Origin of the sequence: Streptococcus sp. KCJ4932 (assembly GCF_004352745.1) — a bacterium.
GTDB lineage: Bacteria > Bacillota > Bacilli > Lactobacillales > Streptococcaceae > Streptococcus > Streptococcus ruminicola.
Window position 1 is genome coordinate 1 of the sequence record NZ_SJWW01000024.1, and the last position, 15,259, is coordinate 15,259.

Below are 15,259 nucleotides of genomic sequence, written 5' to 3' on the forward strand. Positions count from 1 at the left end.
ATTTTATAGTGCTATATAATAGGAAGAGAACCTTAAAAAATAATCTCTGATTATATTAAGGTAAAAACCTTAGCTTAGGCTAAGGTTTTTTTGTGCTTTTAAAAAGTGTATTGACATATTGTCGATAAGATAGCTTGGTTAAGTGAACACAAAAGAGATTATAAAAATGCTTGAAGAAATTTTCTTCAAGCATTTTTTGTAAAATCTTATTTTTCAAATTCAGCTTTGCTCTTAGTATCGGCATATTCTTCGGCAACTTCTTTTGAAAGAATGTCGTTATAACTTGGTAGTGCAATACTAGAACCATATTTATTTTTCAAGGCTGTGGTTACGAGGCGATAAGCCAGGTTAGCATTACGTGAAAGAATTGGTCCGTGGAAGTAGCTACCGTAGACGTTTTTGTAATGAACGCCTTCAGTACCGTCTTCTTTATTATTACCGTTTCCGTAAACACATGTTCCAAGTGGTTTTTCATCTTCTGAAAGGAAAGTACGTCCTTGGTGATTTTCAAAACCGTAATAAGTTTCGTTAAATTCATCATTGTGAATTTTGATATCACCGATAAAACGATTATTATTTTGACTAAGGGTATAGTGTCCCATAACCCCAAGACCATCGATTTTTTCACCGTTTGCTTGGACGTAGTATTGACCTAGAAGTTGGAAACCACCACAGATTGCAAGCATAACTTTGTCTTTGTTGATGAAATCAGCGATAGATTCTTTTTTGCCTGGTAGGTCTTTAGCGACGATTGATTGTTCGTAATCTTGTCCGCCACCAAAGAAAGCCATATCATAGTAATTGGCATCAAAGCTATCACCAAGTGACACGATATCAAAGGTCATTTTAGCACCTAGCTTTTCACCGACGTATTTCATCATGAGAATATTACCATTGTCACCGTAGGTATTCATAAGATTTCCGTAAAGGTGAGCAACGTTTAATTCGTATTGATAGTCTTTATTTGCAGGAGATTGTAGTGAAGTATAAGTCATTTTAGTTCATCTCCTTTCCAACAGCGTGACGACTTGCTAAGATTTCGCGGAATTGAAGCATAGCTGTGTAAGTCGCTAAGATATAAGCATGGTCAGTTGGTTGAGCTTCAATCAAAGCCATGATATCTTCTAAGCTTTCAGCTTCTGTAATTTTATCTTCATCATAACCTGTCACACGTAAGCGACGTGCAATTTCAGAGTGGCGCACGCCTCCAGCAAAGGCTTGTGGGATATCCATATCTAAAATAGATTCAAAGTTAGCATCCCAAATCCAGCTAGTATCAATTCCGTCAGCGTAGTTGGCATTGAGTAGAACTGATAGTGTAAATGGATATGGAGCCAATTTAATCATATCAAGAGCTTGGCTAGCACCAACTGGGTTTTTGATAAGAACCAAAGTACAAGACTTATCACCGATTTTGAAGGTTTCTTGACGTCCAAAGACTGCACGGCTCTTGTCAAAACCAGCTTTGATTTTTTCAGGAGAAACGCCAAAGAATTCAGCTACAGACACGGCTGCAAGGGCGTTATAGATATTGTAAAGGCCACCGACGTTAATCTTGTAAACTTGCCCATCAATGACAAATTCAGATGTAGTATTCGTGATTTTTGTCAAGTCTGTCAAAGCGTAATCAAGTTTTGGACGGTGGAAACCGCAATTTTCACAAACGTAATCACCAAGGTTAGCGTAAGTGTTAAGCTTGTATTTCAAGATGCTTTGGCATTGTGGGCACAAGATACCTTCAGTGTTGTAGTGAGCTAATTCTGGTGCATGCTTTTCAGTATCAAAACCATAGTATTTGACTGGATTGATGACGTTTGTTGAATTGAAGAGCGGGCTGTCTCCATTAGCTAGGATAGTTGCATTTGGTGCTTTTGCTGCACCATCCAAAATCATTTGATAAGTTGTATAGATTTCACCATAACGGTCCATTTGGTCACGAAAAATATTTGTGAAGACAAAAAGACTTGGAGTGATGTATTCTGTGATTTTTGGAAGGCTTGCTTCATCAATTTCTAGCACAGCGATTTTTTTTCCAGATTTAGCTCTTTTAGCTGTCAAGAAAGTTGATGTGATTCCGGTAATCATGTTAGCTCCACTAGGGTTTGTCACGATTTCACCGAAAGCTTCACGCAAAATGCCTACTGTCAAAGCAGTTGTGAGGGTTTTACCGTTTGTACCAGTGACAACAACAATCTCATAATCTTTGGCAATCGTATCTAAAATGTCTTTGTCGAATTTGAGGGCGATTTTTCCAGGCAAGGTTGAGCCACGTCCCATTTTTGAAAGAATGGCGTGAGCTGCTTTACCAGCCGTAATTCCCATTAATGTGTTTACTTTCATAGGAATATTGTACCACAAAAAGGAATATTCGAATAAAGAAAATCTGTTTTAAAAGTGGTATAATAGAAAGGTAGTTTTATTTAGTTAGAGAAAAGAGATGTATGTATGAGTAATTTAGCGGCTATTGATGCTAAATTTTGGGCAACTTTAGTTGAAAATCCATGGACTATTGTTGTTCATTTACTAGATATTTTAATCGTAGCATATTTTATTTATCGTTTAATAAAAGCCTTAGCTGGCACGAAGATTATGTCCTTGATTCAAGGTGTTGTCTTCTTTATCATTTTGAAATTTGTCGCTGAGTGGATTGGCTTTACGACCATCACTTATTTGATGAATCAAGTTATCACATACGGTGTTATCGCGTGTGTTGTTATCTTTGCTCCTGAGATTCGTTCTGGTCTTGAAAAATTTGGTCGTTCGACGCAAGTTTTTTCACAAACGCAACAAGTTAGTGACGAAGAAAAACTGGTTGAAGCCTTGGTAAAATCAGTTGCTTACATGAGTCCTCGTAAAATTGGTGCTTTGATTTCTATCGAGCGCACGCAAACATTGCAAGAGTATATTTCTACAGGGATTCCTTTGGATGCTGATATTTCAAGTCAGTTGTTGATTAATATCTTCATCCCAAACACACCTTTGCATGATGGTGCGGTAATCATTAGTGGTAATAAAATCGCGACAGCTTGTTCTTACCTTCCTTTGTCTGAATCAATGGCCATTTCAAAAGAATTCGGAACACGTCACCGCGCAGCTATTGGACTTTCAGAAAACTCAGATGCTCTTACAATTGTTGTGTCAGAAGAGACTGGTGGTATTTCAATTACTTCAAAAGGTGAGTTTTTGCATGATTTGACCAAAGAGAATTTTGAAGCGATTCTTCGCACCCACTTAATTACAAAAGTTGAGGAAGAAGACCACTGGTATCAAAAATTTTGGAGGAAGAAAAAATGAAAAAGTTTTTCAATAGTCAATTCTGGTTGGTTATTGTGTCCATTATCTTTTCTATTCTCCTATTTTTGACTGCCACAACAAGTAACTATACGCATGTTGGGTCGCAGGTATCTGGCGCAACAGAGACCTTCACCCACACCCTAACAAATGTCCCTATCGATATCAAATACGATAGTGATAAGTATTTTATCAGTGGTTATTCGTATGAAACAGAAGTTTATTTAACATCAATCAACCGTGTTAAATTGGACTCTGAAATCAATAATGACACGAGAAGTTTCAAGGTTGTTGCTGACTTGTCAAACTTGGGTGAAGGGACTCAAACAGTGCCTCTTAAGGTGACTAATTTGCCATCAGGTGTTACAGCGACAGCTTCACCTAATAATATCTCAGTGACTATTGGCAAAAAGAAAACCAAAACATTTGATGTTCAAGGCGTCATTGATGATAATCAAATCGCCAAAGGCTATGAGCTGAAGAAAGTGTCAACAGACATATCTGAAGTTGAAGTCACAAGTGCAGAATCAATCATTGATCAAATCGATCATGTGGTTGCTAAACTGCCTGAAAATGAAGTCTTAAATGGCAATTACAGTGGACGAGTAGCCCTACAAGCTGTTGCCTCAGATGGTACAATTCTTGCTAGTGCGATTAACCCGTCAAAAGCTCGACTTGAAGTGACAGTTAAGAGATTGACCAAAACCGTTCCTGTGACTGTTAAGATGACTGGGAAAATGAATGATAAGCTATCAAACATCTCTTATAGTCTCAGTCAAGACCAAGTGACGATTGCTGGTAGCCAAGATGCCCTTAACGCTGTTAATGAGGTGGTTGCTAATGTCGATGTCTCAAATGTGACAAAAGATACTAATTTGAGTGTCAACTTAACAGCAGATAATGTGGCAGTAGAGCCTTCTGTAGTGACGGTACAGTTGACAGTGACGAAAAAATAGTTCATAATAGCTAGGACTATATATTAAAGAATATTGGACAAGCAAGTTTCTTGTCCTTAGGAAATGAATATTAGTAATGGAGGAAGCGAATTTTTCGCTAAAAAAATAATGGGAAAATATTTTGGAACAGATGGTGTTCGTGGAGAAGCAAATGTTGAGTTGACCCCTGAGTTAGCTTTCAAATTAGGACGCTTTGGTGGCTATGTTCTTAGCCAGCATGAAACAGGACGTCCAAAAGTATTTGTGGCACGCGATACTCGTATTTCTGGTGAAATGCTTGAATCAGCATTGGTTGCTGGTCTTCTTTCAGTTGGTATTGAAGTTTACAAACTTGGTGTTTTAGCAACTCCAGGTGTTTCATACCTTGTACGTACTGAAAAAGCTAGTGCTGGTGTTATGATTTCTGCTAGTCACAACCCTGCACAAGATAATGGAATTAAATTCTTCGGTGGTGATGGATTCAAATTGGCTGATGATCAAGAATTGGAAATTGAAGCTCTTCTTGATGCACCAGAAGATACCCTTCCACGCCCTTCAGCAGACGGTTTGGGAACACTTGTTGATTATCCAGAAGGTCTTCGTAAATATGAAAAATTCCTTGTATCAACAGGTATTAGCTTAGAAGGAATGAAAGTTGCTCTTGATACAGCAAACGGTTCAGCATCTGTATCTGCACGTGATATTTTCCTAGATCTTGATGCTGATATTACAGTTATCGGTGAAAATCCAGATGGTCTTAACATCAATGATGGTGTAGGATCAACTCACCCAGAACAATTGCAAGAACTTGTTAAAGAATCAGGTGCTGCAGTTGGTCTTGCTTTTGATGGTGATAGCGACCGTTTGATTGCCGTTGATGAAAATGGAGAAATCGTTGATGGAGACAAAGTAATGTACATCATCGGTAAATACCTATCAGAACGTGGACAATTGGCTCACAATACTATCGTAACTACTGTTATGTCAAACCTTGGTTTCCACAAAGCGCTTGACCGTGAAGGTATTAACAAAGCTATCACAGCTGTTGGTGACCGTTACGTTGTTGAAGAAATGCGTAAATCAGGCTATAACCTTGGCGGTGAACAATCAGGTCACGTGATTATCATGGACTACAACACAACTGGTGATGGTCAATTGACTGGTATCCAATTGGTTAAAGTCATGAAAGAAACTGGTAAACCACTTTCTGAATTGGCCGCTGAAGTGACTATCTATCCACAAAAATTGGTTAACGTTCGTGTTGAAAACAGCATGAAGAGCAAAGCCATGGAAGTTCCAGCTATCGCAGAAATCATCAGCAAAATGGAAGAAGAAATGAACGGAAACGGTCGTATCTTGGTCCGCCCAAGTGGTACAGAACCACTTCTTCGTGTTATGGCAGAAGCTCCAACCGATGAAGAAGTAAGCTACTATGTCGATACTATCGCTGATGTCGTTCGTAAAGAAATTGGAATCGACTAATTAAAATAAATGAAAAAGGATTGAGCAGTGGTGCTCTCCTTTTTTGCTTGCTAAGATTTTATTGTATTTAATTCATTGGTTATCTCACTTAAAAATGTTATAATAGCGTCATGCTAACAAAACCAACATCAGCTTATGTACATATTCCTTTTTGTACGCAGATTTGTTATTATTGTGATTTTTCAAAGGTTTTTATCAAGAATCAGCCTGTCGATGACTATTTGCAGGCTCTTATTCGTGAGTTTGAGTCTTATGATATTAAACAGTTGCGTACTTTATATATTGGTGGTGGAACACCAACCTCAATTACGGCAGAACAACTGGAGTACTTGTTGACGAATTTGACTAAGCACTTGGATTTGAGTGTTTTAGAAGAATTCACTATTGAAGCTAACCCAGGTGATTTAACAGAAGATAAGATTGAAGTGCTCAAGCGCTCAGCCGTGAATCGTGTGTCACTTGGCGTTCAGACTTTCAATGACAAACATTTGAAGCAAATTGGACGTAGCCATAATGAAGCACAGATTTATTCAACCATTTCAAATTTGAAAAAAGCTGGTTTTCATAATATTTCCATTGATTTGATTTATGCTCTTCCTGGTCAAACTATGGAAGATGTTAAGGAAAATGTGGCTAAGGCTATTGCACTTGATATTCCGCATTTGAGTTTATATAGCTTGATTCTGGAACATCATACGGTTTTCATGAATAAGATGCGTCGCGGTAAATTACAATTACCTAAAGAAGATTTGGAAGCGGAGATGTTTGAATACATCATTTCTGAGTTAGAAGCTAATGGCTTTGAGCACTATGAAATTTCAAACTTCACCAAACCAGGTTTTGAAAGCCGCCATAATTTGATGTACTGGGACAATGCAGAGTATTTTGGTGTGGGAGCAGGGGCTTCTGGCTATTTAAATGGTGTCCGTTATCGTAATCGAGGGCCAATTCAGCATTATCTTAAAGCAGTTGCTCAAGGTAATGCCAGATTATCAGAAGAAAAATTGACAAAAGATGAGATGATGGAAGAAGAATTGTTCTTAGGATTACGCAAAAAATCTGGTGTCTCAATCGCTAGATTTGAAGAAAAATTCGGCTTGTCTTTTGAAGAACGTTATGGTCAAATCGTGAGAGAACTTTGTCAGCAAGGCCTATTGGTTCCAGATGATAAGGTGGTACGCATGACCAAAAAAGGACTGTTTTTGGGAGACACAGTCGCAGAGAGATTTATATTGGAGTAAAAAAGATGGGATTAAGTTATCAAGAAAAATATCAAGTACCTTTTTATGAAAGTGATATTAATCAAAATATGAAATTATCACAACTCTTATCGCTTGTTTTGCAAGTTTCTGGCAAACAATCGTTAAGTCTTGGAATGAGTGACGAGTATGTTTTTCAAACTTATAATCTTGTCTGGATTATCACAGAATATGCGATTGAGATCGACCGCTTGCCTAAATATACCGAAAACATTGTAATCGAGACGGTGCCAACAGCTTATAACAAGCTCTTTTGTTACCGTGATTTCAATGTCTATGGCGAAGATGGTGAGAAGATTTTGACCATTCATTCAACCTTTGTTTTGATGGATTATGACACTCGCAAAGTGCATCCTGTTGTCGATGATATTGTCGATGTTTACCAAGTTGAAAAAGTGAAGAAAATTTACCGTGGTCCTCGTTATGAAGGCTTGGAAAATCCAGAAGAAACTCTCTACCACGTGCGTTTCTTTGATCTTGATTTAAATGGTCATGTTAATAATAGTAAATACCTTGAATGGATGTATGATGTTTTAGATGTCAACTTTTTGGAAAAATATATTCCTCGCCAAATCAATTTGAAATATGTCAAAGAGGTTCAATATGGTCATGACATCAAGTCACGAGTTGAACGTGATGGATTGACAACCAAACATGAAATTGTCACTCAAGGTGTGGTACGAGCTCAAGCACGCATTGAATGGAAAGAAAAATAAGCGCTCTGCTATTTTTAAATAATTAAGGAAAAAAGTAAGACTTAATGACCTTTTAACTTACCTGAAAGGTCATTTACTATATATGGAGGAAAGAATGACTTATAAAGGCTATTTGATTGATTTAGACGGAACAATTTATAAAGGAAAAGATCGTATTCCAGCTGGAGAACGTTTTATTCAACGTCTTCAAGAACGACAAATTCCTTATGTCTTGGTGACAAACAATTCAACACGTACACCTGAAAAAGTCCAAGAAATGTTGGCAACACAATTCAACGTTCACACACCTCTTAACACTATTTACACCGCAACAATGGCGACGATTGATTACATGAACGATTTGAATCGTGGCAAAACGGTTTACGTGATTGGTGAGACCGGTTTGAAAACAGCGATTGCTGAGGCGGGTTACGTAGAAGATACTGAAAATCCGGCCTATGTCGTTGTTGGACTTGATACTGATTTGACTTATGAAAAATTGGCAGTAGCAACATTAGCTATCCAAAAAGGTGCTGTCTTTATCGGAACGAACCCAGACTTGAACATTCCAACGGAACGTGGTTTGATGCCAGGAGCTGGTGCCATTAACAATCTATTAGAAGTAGCAACACGTGTTAAACCAGTTTATATCGGAAAACCGAATGCTATTATCATGAACAAAGCTTTGGACGTCCTTGGGGTTAAACGCGAAGAAGCTATCATGGTTGGAGATAACTACCTAACAGATATCATGGCAGGAATTCAAAATGATATTGCTACTTTACTTGTGACAACAGGATTTACCAAACCTGAAGAAGTGCCAACACTTCCAGTAAAACCTGACCACGTACTAGCTAGCCTTGACGAATGGAATTTTGATGAAAAATAGAATTTGGACCTTTAGTACTTGGTTATGGCTATTATCTTTTGCAGTGCTAGTAGCTATTTACGGCGCTTGGTTAATCTATCCTTTAGAGGTGGATTGGCTCAAGCTTACCCTCCAAGTGACTATAACAAAAGCTGACCTCTTAAAAAACTTCAATGTCTTGATGACATATCTGACGAATCCATTATCGCACACTCTAGCTATGCCTGATTTTCCCTCATCAGCTAGTGGGCTTAAGCATTTTGGCGACGTGAAGCATCTATTTCATTTAGCACAAGCGGTCTTTCTAGTCCTTTTGTACCCGACTTGGCGTTTTTGGAAAAATAGCAGAGCAGAAAAATCACTCTTTTTGCATCAAAAAGCTTTTGGCTTAGCAGCTATTTTACCAGTGGTTATTGCAGTAGCGGGTGCCTTGATTGGATTTGATCAATTTTTCACCCTATTTCATGAAGCCCTTTTTCCAGGTGATACTAGCTGGCTCTTTAACCCAGCAACTGACCCAATCATTTGGGTCTTACCAGAAGAGTACTTCATGCACTGCTTTATCATCTTCTTTGTAACTTATGAAGCACTCATGCTAAGCTTACTTGTCATAGCAAGGAAACAATTAGCAGAGCGTCTAGCACATCATGGTAAAGAGAAAGGATAAGCAAAATGTCTCTTGAATGGTATTACTGGCTTTTATTTGCCGCATCGTGGCTTTTTGCCATTACTTTTTGGGTAAAATCAGCTGATATTTCTCAAAAATGTCTACGCATCACCTTCGTTATCGCAGGTATCATCGCCTTTCTTCTCCCTTTTTTCTGGGGCTGGCTGGTGAGTTAGGGAAAATCAGTTACTTAATTAAGGGTGTTTATGATGTTAAAAGCTTATTCTGCAATTTTTCATAAAGAAATCAATGGATATTGGGTTGAATTTCCAGAGCTTGCAGGAGGTACTCAAGGTGGGAACTTTGAAGAAGCGATGATGAATGCTCAAGAGTTTTTACAAGCTATCTTGGAAACTCACCAAAAAGATGGAATCACTTGGCCAAATCCAAGTGATATGGAGCAAAAATCTTGTACAGATAGTTCTGCTAACCTAGTTAAGGTTGAAGTTCATGAAAATCAACTAAAGTTTTAGTGAAAATGTCTTTCAACGTTTTTCAAAAATTTTCTTTTATGGTAAAATTGAAAGTGAATTTATTTAGATAGGTTGGATTGTTTACATGGAAAAAACTTTCTTTATGATTAAACCAGATGGTGTGAAACGCGGACTTGTTGGTGAAGTATTACACCGTATCGAACGTCGTGGTTTCAAAATTGAAAAATTGGAAATGCGTATGGCAACTCCAGAATTGCTAGAAAAACACTACGAAGACTTAGTTGACCGTCCATTTTTCCCATTAATCGTAGACTTTATGACAAGTGGTCCAGTGATTGCTGGTGTTATGTCAGGTGAAGAAGTGATTTCTTCTTGGCGTACAATGATGGGAGCAACAAACCCTAAAGAAGCTCTTCCAGGAACAATCCGCGGTGACTATGCACAAGCACCCGCAGAAGGAGCAGCAACATTTAACATCGTTCACGGTTCAGATTCACCAGAATCAGTTGAACGTGAAATTGCCCTTTGGTTTGGGGAATAATTTGATAGTTTAGTAGCTGACAAGCGCTCAATGGCGCTTGTTTTTTAGTTTTCAAAAGAGTAAAATGTAAGGGATTACTTGATATTAGAGAAGAAGGAAAAACTATGAGTAATGGAAAAATTTTAGGCTTGGATATTGGTGTAGCTTCCGTTGGTGTTGGTATTATTGATGCAAAAACAGGAAATGTAATACATGCCAATTCGCGTTTATTTTCTGCTGCAAATGCTGAAAATAATGCTGAAAGAAGAGGTTTTCGCGGTGCAAGACGTTTAACCCGTCGTAAAAAACATCGTGTAAAACGTGTTCGTGATTTATTTGAAAAATATGATATTTCAACTGATTTTAGAAATCTAAATTTAAATCCGTACGAACTTCGTGTTAAAGGGTTAACAGAACAATTAACAAATGAAGAATTGTTTGCTGCTTTGCGAACAATTGCAAAAAGACGCGGCATTTCATATCTTGATGATGCAGAAGATGATTCAACAGGTAGTTCAGATTATGCAAAATCTATTGATGAAAATCGTCGCTTGTTGAAGACTAAAACTCCAGGTCAAATTCAATTTGAACGATTGGAAAAATATGGTCAATTACGAGGAAACTTCACAGTCTATGATGAAAATGGTGAAGCTCATAGACTAATTAACGTTTTCTCTACTTCTGATTATAAGAATGAAGCACGTAAAATTTTAGAAACTCAATCAAATTATAATAAACAAATTACAGATGAGTTTATTAAAGACTATATTGAAATTCTAACCCAAAAAAGAAAATATTATCATGGGCCAGGTAACGAAAAATCTCGTACAGATTACGGACGTTTTCGTACAGATGGAACAACCTTGGAGAACATCTTTGGTATTCTGATTGGAAAATGTAGTTTCTATCCAGAAGAATACCGAGCATCTAAGGCATCTTATACAGCACAAGAATTTAACTTTTTAAATGATTTAAATAATTTAAAAGTTCCTACTGAAACTGGTAAATTGTCTACTGAGCAGAAAGAGTATTTAGTAGATTTTGCTAAGAAATCAAAAGCACTCGGTGCTTCTAAATTATTAAAAGAAATTGCGAAGATGGTAGATTGTAGTGTAGATGATATTAAGGGATATCGTCTAGATAATAAAGATAAGCCAGATTTGCATACTTTTGAGCCTTATCGTAAGTTAAAATTTAATTTAAGTTCGATTGATATTGATGAACTCTCAAGAGAAACATTAGATAAATTAGCAGATATTTTAACACTTAATACAGAACGTGAAGGTATCGAAGATGCTATTGATCGAAACCTTCCAAATCAATTTACCGAAGAACAAATTTCTGAAATTGTTCAAGTTAGAAAAAATCAAAGCTCAGCATTTAATAAAGGTTGGCATAGTTTCTCAGCGAAATTGATGAATGAACTAATTCCTGAATTATATGCAACATCTGAAGAACAGATGACAATCTTGACAAGACTAGAAAAATTCAAAGTTAATAAAAAATCATCAAAAAATACAAAAACAATTGATGAAAAAGAAATAACAGATGAAATTTATAATCCTGTTGTAGCAAAATCAGTTCGACAAACAATTAAAATCATTAATGCGGCTGTTAAGAAATATGGCGATTTTGATAAGATTGTTATCGAGATGCCACGAGATAAGAATGCTGAAGATGAGAAGAAATTTATTGATAAAAAGCAAAAAGAAAATAAAAAAGAAAAAGATGATTCTTTAAAACGAGCAGCTTTTCTTTATAATGGTACTGATAACTTACCTGATGGCGTTTTTCATGGCAATAAAGAGTTAAAAACTAAAATTCGCCTTTGGTATCAACAAGGTGAGCGTTGTTTATATTCTGGTAAGCCAATTTCTATTCATGATTTAGTGCATAATTCAAATAACTATGAGATTGATCATATTTTGCCTCTATCACTTTCTTTTGATGATAGTTTAGCTAATAAGGTTTTAGTGTATGCTTGGACTAACCAAGAGAAGGGACAAAAAACTCCTTATCAAGTTATTGATTCTATGGATGCGGCATGGTCATTTAGAGAAATGAAAGATTATATCTTAAAACAAAAAGGGCTTGGTAAGAAAAAACGTGAATATCTTTTATCAACAGAAAATATCGATAAAATCGAAGTTAAAAAGAAATTTATCGAACGTAATCTTGTGGACACTCGTTATGCTTCACGAGTAGTGCTTAATAGTCTTCAAACAGCATTAAAAGAGTTGGGGAAAGATACTAAAGTCTCAGTTGTCAGAGGTCAGTTTATATCACAGCTACGCCGAAAATGGAATATTGATAAATCACGCGAAACTTATCATCACCATGCTGTTGATGCTTTGATTATTGCTGCTTCAAGTCAATTGAAATTGTGGCAAAAACAAGAAAATCCGATGTTTGAGAGCTATGGTGAAAATCAAGTGGTGAATAAAGAGACTGGTGAAATTTTAAGTATCTCTGATGATGAATATAAAGAATTAGTCTTCCAACCACCTTATCAAGGATTTGTAAATACGATTTCAAGTAAAGGATTTGAAGATGAAATTTTATTCTCTTATCAAGTTGATTCAAAATTTAATCGTAAAGTCTCTGATGCTACTATTTACTCAACACGAAAAGCTAAACTTGGAAAAGATAAAAAAGATGAAACTTATGTTTTAGGGAAGATAAAAGATATCTACAGTCAAGACGGTTTTGATACTTTTATTAAAAGATATAAAAAAGATAAAACACAATTCTTGATGTACCAAAAAGACCCAATGACTTGGGAAAATGTTATTGAAGTTATTCTCAGAGATTATCCAAGTGAAAAACTTTCCGAAGATGGTAAAAAAACTGTAAAATGCAATCCTTTTGAAGAGTATCGTAGAGAAAATGGCTTAATCTGTAAATACAGTAAAAAAGGAAATGGAACACCAATTAAGTCTCTTAAGTATTATGATAAAAAATTAGGAAATTGTATTGATATAACACCTGAAAAATCTAAAAATAGAGTTGTATTGAGACAAATTTCTCCTTGGCGAGCTGATATTTACTTTAATCCAGAGACTTTAAAATATGAACTGATGGGATTGAAATATTCTGATTTAAGTTTTGAAAAAGGAACTGGTAAGTATCATATCTCACAAGAAAAATATGATGCGATAAGGGAAAAAGAAGGTGTCAGTAAAGACTCTGAGTTTAAGTTTACTCTTTACCGAAATGATTTGATTTTAATCAAAGATACTCTAAATAATTGTGAAAGGATGTTAAGATTCGGCTCAAAAAATGATACATCTAAGCACTATGTGGAATTAAAACCATTAGAAAAAGGAACTTTTGATTCTGAGGAAGAAATTTTACCAGTTTTGGGAAAAGTTGCAAAAAGTGGACAGTTTATTAAAGGTTTAAATAAGCCTAACCTATCAATCTACAAAGTTCGTACTGATGTTCTTGGTAATAAATTCTTTGTTAAAAAAGAAGGCGATAAACCTAAGTTGGATTTTAAAAATAATAAAAAATAATTGAAATTTGGGGTTGCAATTTTTATGTAAACGCTATATAATAGTTCTTGCAAGGGACGCCTTGCACGGTTACTTAAATCTTGCAGAGCCTACAAAGATAAGGCTTCATGCCGAATTCAAGCACCCCATGTTTACATGGGGTGCTTTTCGTTGTCTAAAAAGGAGAGTATGATGACTTGGAGAGTTGTGCATGTCAATCAAAGTGAAAAAATGCATTTGAAATTGGATAATATTGTTATAAAAAAGCAAGGTGAAGAATATACGATACCGTTAAGTGATATTTCAATCATTGTCGCTGAAGGTGGAGATACAGTAGTAACTCTTCGTTTGCTTAGTGCTTTGAGCAAATTCAATATTGCTCTTATTGTTTGTGATAATGAACACTTACCGACAGGTATTTATCATGCACCGAATGGACATTCTAGGGCTTATAAGAGATTGCAAAAGCAGTTAGAGTGGAGTCAGGAGCAAAAAGATAAGCTTTGGCAAATTGTAACCTATTTTAAAATTAATAACCAACAAGACGTATTATCTCTATTTGAAAGAGATATCGATGCAATCCAATTGTTAGCTGACTATAAAGATCACATTGAGCTAGGGGATAAGACTAATCGTGAAGGACATGCGGCTAAAGTTTATTTTAATGAGCTTTTTGGTAAAAAGTTTACGCGCGTGACACAGCAGGAAGCTGATGTGATTAATGCTGGACTAAATTATGGATATGCAATTTTAAGAGCACAGATGGCTAGGATTGTTGAGGGATACGGTCTAAATACTTTAGTTGGTATCTTTCATAAAAATGAATATAATCAATTTAACTTAGTAGATGATTTAATGGAGCCATTTAGACAAATCGTTGATGTTTGGGTTTATCAAAATTTGCGAGATAAAGAATATTTAAAATATGAATATCGCTTGGCTTTAACAAATTTATTGAATGCTAAGATTAAGTATGGTAATGAGAATTGTACGGTGACTGGAGCTATGGATAAATATGTTCAAGGTTTTATAAAATGTATTGACAAGAAAGATACTAGTAAGTTTTTCTGTCCGGTGGTTTCTAGTCTAGAATTGGAGTCTTAAGATGAGGTATGCTGCAATGAGATTATTATGTTTTTTTGATTTACCGATGGAAACTGCACAAGAAAAAAGAACTTATCGAAATTTTAGAAAAGAGTTAATTGCTAATGGTTTTGAAATGTTGCAGTTTTCTGTTTATTATCGTACATGCCCAAATCGGAGTTTTGCTAATAAGTTTTATAAAAGATTGCAACAAAGTAATTTACCAGCAGGTAATGTGCGACTTTTGGCTGTAACTGAAAAACAGTTTTCGGAAATGACTTTGATTGTTGGAGGTAAAACGAAACAAGAAGAAGTTGTTAGTGATAATAAATTGGTGGTTATATGAGATTACATTTTACGCATCCTTTTAAAGATAATCTTGATATTCATTTTGGACAATTTACACAAATTATTGGTCAAAATCAGCAATTAAAATATTATATGTGGCAATTATTTATATGGTATTTTGACGGCAAAAAATATTCAGAAGAAGATTTATCGTTGTTTAACCAAGAAGAACCAGAAATCTTG

The 15,259-nt window shown here is 35.9% G+C and carries 16 protein-coding genes; 14 read left to right on the top strand and 2 right to left on the bottom strand.

What is annotated here, in order from left to right; translation table 11 throughout:
- Positions 1-206 precede the first annotated feature (206 nt).
- Positions 207-995 carry a lipid II isoglutaminyl synthase subunit GatD gene (gene gatD, locus E0E02_RS09050; protein WP_133018419.1) on the bottom strand — a complete coding sequence of 263 codons (789 nt, stop codon included), beginning with the start codon at positions 993-995 and terminating at the stop codon, positions 207-209.
- 1 nt (position 996) lies between these two features.
- The gene (gene murT / locus E0E02_RS09055) at positions 997-2,340 is read right to left on the bottom strand and encodes a lipid II isoglutaminyl synthase subunit MurT (RefSeq protein ID WP_133018420.1); all 1,344 of its coding nucleotides are present in this window, start codon (positions 2,338-2,340) and stop codon (positions 997-999) included.
- Between the two features lie 105 nt (positions 2,341-2,445).
- On the opposite strand from murT, the gene cdaA reads away from it, so the two are divergent.
- The 14 genes from cdaA to csn2-St form a co-directional block, all read left to right on the top strand.
- Positions 2,446-3,294 (top strand): diadenylate cyclase CdaA, encoded by an 849-nt coding sequence (cdaA, locus tag E0E02_RS09060; RefSeq protein ID WP_039696623.1) that lies wholly within the window; start codon positions 2,446-2,448, stop codon positions 3,292-3,294.
- Positions 3,291-4,247, top strand: coding sequence for a CdaR family protein (locus tag E0E02_RS09065; RefSeq protein ID WP_074564029.1), 957 nt, complete (start codon positions 3,291-3,293; stop codon positions 4,245-4,247). Before cdaA ends, E0E02_RS09065 begins: the two co-directional genes overlap by 4 nt.
- A gap of 108 nt (positions 4,248-4,355) precedes the next feature.
- Complete coding sequence (gene glmM / locus E0E02_RS09070; RefSeq protein ID WP_039696625.1) at positions 4,356-5,708, top strand: phosphoglucosamine mutase; 1,353 nt, start codon at positions 4,356-4,358, stop codon at positions 5,706-5,708.
- 110 nt (positions 5,709-5,818) lie between these two features.
- The gene (hemW, locus tag E0E02_RS09075; protein ID WP_133018421.1) at positions 5,819-6,949 is read left to right on the top strand and encodes a radical SAM family heme chaperone HemW; all 1,131 of its coding nucleotides are present in this window, start codon (positions 5,819-5,821) and stop codon (positions 6,947-6,949) included.
- Between the two features lie 5 nt (positions 6,950-6,954).
- Complete coding sequence (locus tag E0E02_RS09080; protein ID WP_133018422.1) at positions 6,955-7,683, top strand: acyl-ACP thioesterase domain-containing protein; 729 nt, start codon at positions 6,955-6,957, stop codon at positions 7,681-7,683.
- Positions 7,684-7,777: 94 nt separating this feature from the next.
- The gene (locus E0E02_RS09085; RefSeq protein WP_074481524.1) at positions 7,778-8,551 is read left to right on the top strand and encodes a TIGR01457 family HAD-type hydrolase; all 774 of its coding nucleotides are present in this window, start codon (positions 7,778-7,780) and stop codon (positions 8,549-8,551) included.
- Positions 8,541-9,197, top strand: coding sequence for a TIGR01906 family membrane protein (locus E0E02_RS09090; RefSeq protein WP_133018423.1), 657 nt, complete (start codon positions 8,541-8,543; stop codon positions 9,195-9,197). The genes E0E02_RS09085 and E0E02_RS09090 overlap by 11 nt, the downstream gene beginning before the upstream one ends.
- A gap of 5 nt (positions 9,198-9,202) precedes the next feature.
- Positions 9,203-9,373, top strand: coding sequence for an NADH-quinone oxidoreductase subunit L (locus tag E0E02_RS09095; protein WP_133018424.1), 171 nt, complete (start codon positions 9,203-9,205; stop codon positions 9,371-9,373).
- Positions 9,374-9,403: 30 nt separating this feature from the next.
- On the top strand, positions 9,404-9,670 hold the full coding sequence (locus E0E02_RS09100) for a type II toxin-antitoxin system HicB family antitoxin (RefSeq protein WP_133018425.1): 267 nt from the start codon (positions 9,404-9,406) through the stop codon (positions 9,668-9,670).
- Positions 9,671-9,755: 85 nt separating this feature from the next.
- A complete protein-coding gene (gene ndk, locus E0E02_RS09105) occupies positions 9,756-10,172 on the top strand; it encodes a nucleoside-diphosphate kinase (protein ID WP_058814079.1) in 417 nt (138 codons plus the stop codon).
- A 104-nt stretch (positions 10,173-10,276) separates the two neighbouring features.
- Positions 10,277-13,666: a type II CRISPR RNA-guided endonuclease Cas9 gene (gene cas9 / locus E0E02_RS09110; RefSeq protein ID WP_133018426.1), complete on the top strand. Its 3,390-nt coding sequence runs from the start codon at positions 10,277-10,279 to the stop codon at positions 13,664-13,666.
- A 171-nt stretch (positions 13,667-13,837) separates the two neighbouring features.
- Positions 13,838-14,749, top strand: coding sequence for a type II CRISPR-associated endonuclease Cas1 (gene cas1, locus E0E02_RS09115; RefSeq protein WP_133018427.1), 912 nt, complete (start codon positions 13,838-13,840; stop codon positions 14,747-14,749).
- Between the two features lies 1 nt (position 14,750).
- The gene (cas2, locus tag E0E02_RS09120; protein ID WP_006532624.1) at positions 14,751-15,074 is read left to right on the top strand and encodes a CRISPR-associated endonuclease Cas2; all 324 of its coding nucleotides are present in this window, start codon (positions 14,751-14,753) and stop codon (positions 15,072-15,074) included.
- The coding region (gene csn2-St / locus E0E02_RS09125) for a CRISPR-associated protein Csn2-St (RefSeq protein WP_276319491.1) at positions 15,071-15,259 on the top strand (189 nt) is incomplete at its 3' end. The genes cas2 and csn2-St, both read left to right, overlap by 4 nt.

What these genes read in the sequence shown, in the direction of transcription:
- gatD (WP_133018419.1), bottom strand. Translation starts at nt 995, where the DNA reads ATGACTTATACTTCACTACAATCTCCTGCAAATAAAGACTATCAATAC.
- cas1 (WP_133018427.1), top strand. Translation starts at nt 13,838, where the DNA reads ATGACTTGGAGAGTTGTGCATGTCAATCAAAGTGAAAAAATGCATTTG.
- E0E02_RS09080 (WP_133018422.1), top strand. Translation starts at nt 6,955, where the DNA reads ATGGGATTAAGTTATCAAGAAAAATATCAAGTACCTTTTTATGAAAGT.
- E0E02_RS09095 (WP_133018424.1), top strand. Translation starts at nt 9,203, where the DNA reads ATGTCTCTTGAATGGTATTACTGGCTTTTATTTGCCGCATCGTGGCTT.
- glmM (WP_039696625.1), top strand. Translation starts at nt 4,356, where the DNA reads ATGGGAAAATATTTTGGAACAGATGGTGTTCGTGGAGAAGCAAATGTT.
- E0E02_RS09100 (WP_133018425.1), top strand. Translation starts at nt 9,404, where the DNA reads ATGATGTTAAAAGCTTATTCTGCAATTTTTCATAAAGAAATCAATGGA.
- E0E02_RS09090 (WP_133018423.1), top strand. Translation starts at nt 8,541, where the DNA reads ATGAAAAATAGAATTTGGACCTTTAGTACTTGGTTATGGCTATTATCT.
- hemW (WP_133018421.1), top strand. Translation starts at nt 5,819, where the DNA reads ATGCTAACAAAACCAACATCAGCTTATGTACATATTCCTTTTTGTACG.
- cas2 (WP_006532624.1), top strand. Translation starts at nt 14,751, where the DNA reads ATGAGGTATGCTGCAATGAGATTATTATGTTTTTTTGATTTACCGATG.
- ndk (WP_058814079.1), top strand. Translation starts at nt 9,756, where the DNA reads ATGGAAAAAACTTTCTTTATGATTAAACCAGATGGTGTGAAACGCGGA.
- murT (WP_133018420.1), bottom strand. Translation starts at nt 2,340, where the DNA reads ATGAAAGTAAACACATTAATGGGAATTACGGCTGGTAAAGCAGCTCAC.
- cdaA (WP_039696623.1), top strand. Translation starts at nt 2,446, where the DNA reads ATGAGTAATTTAGCGGCTATTGATGCTAAATTTTGGGCAACTTTAGTT.
- E0E02_RS09065 (WP_074564029.1), top strand. Translation starts at nt 3,291, where the DNA reads ATGAAAAAGTTTTTCAATAGTCAATTCTGGTTGGTTATTGTGTCCATT.
- E0E02_RS09085 (WP_074481524.1), top strand. Translation starts at nt 7,778, where the DNA reads ATGACTTATAAAGGCTATTTGATTGATTTAGACGGAACAATTTATAAA.
- cas9 (WP_133018426.1), top strand. Translation starts at nt 10,277, where the DNA reads ATGAGTAATGGAAAAATTTTAGGCTTGGATATTGGTGTAGCTTCCGTT.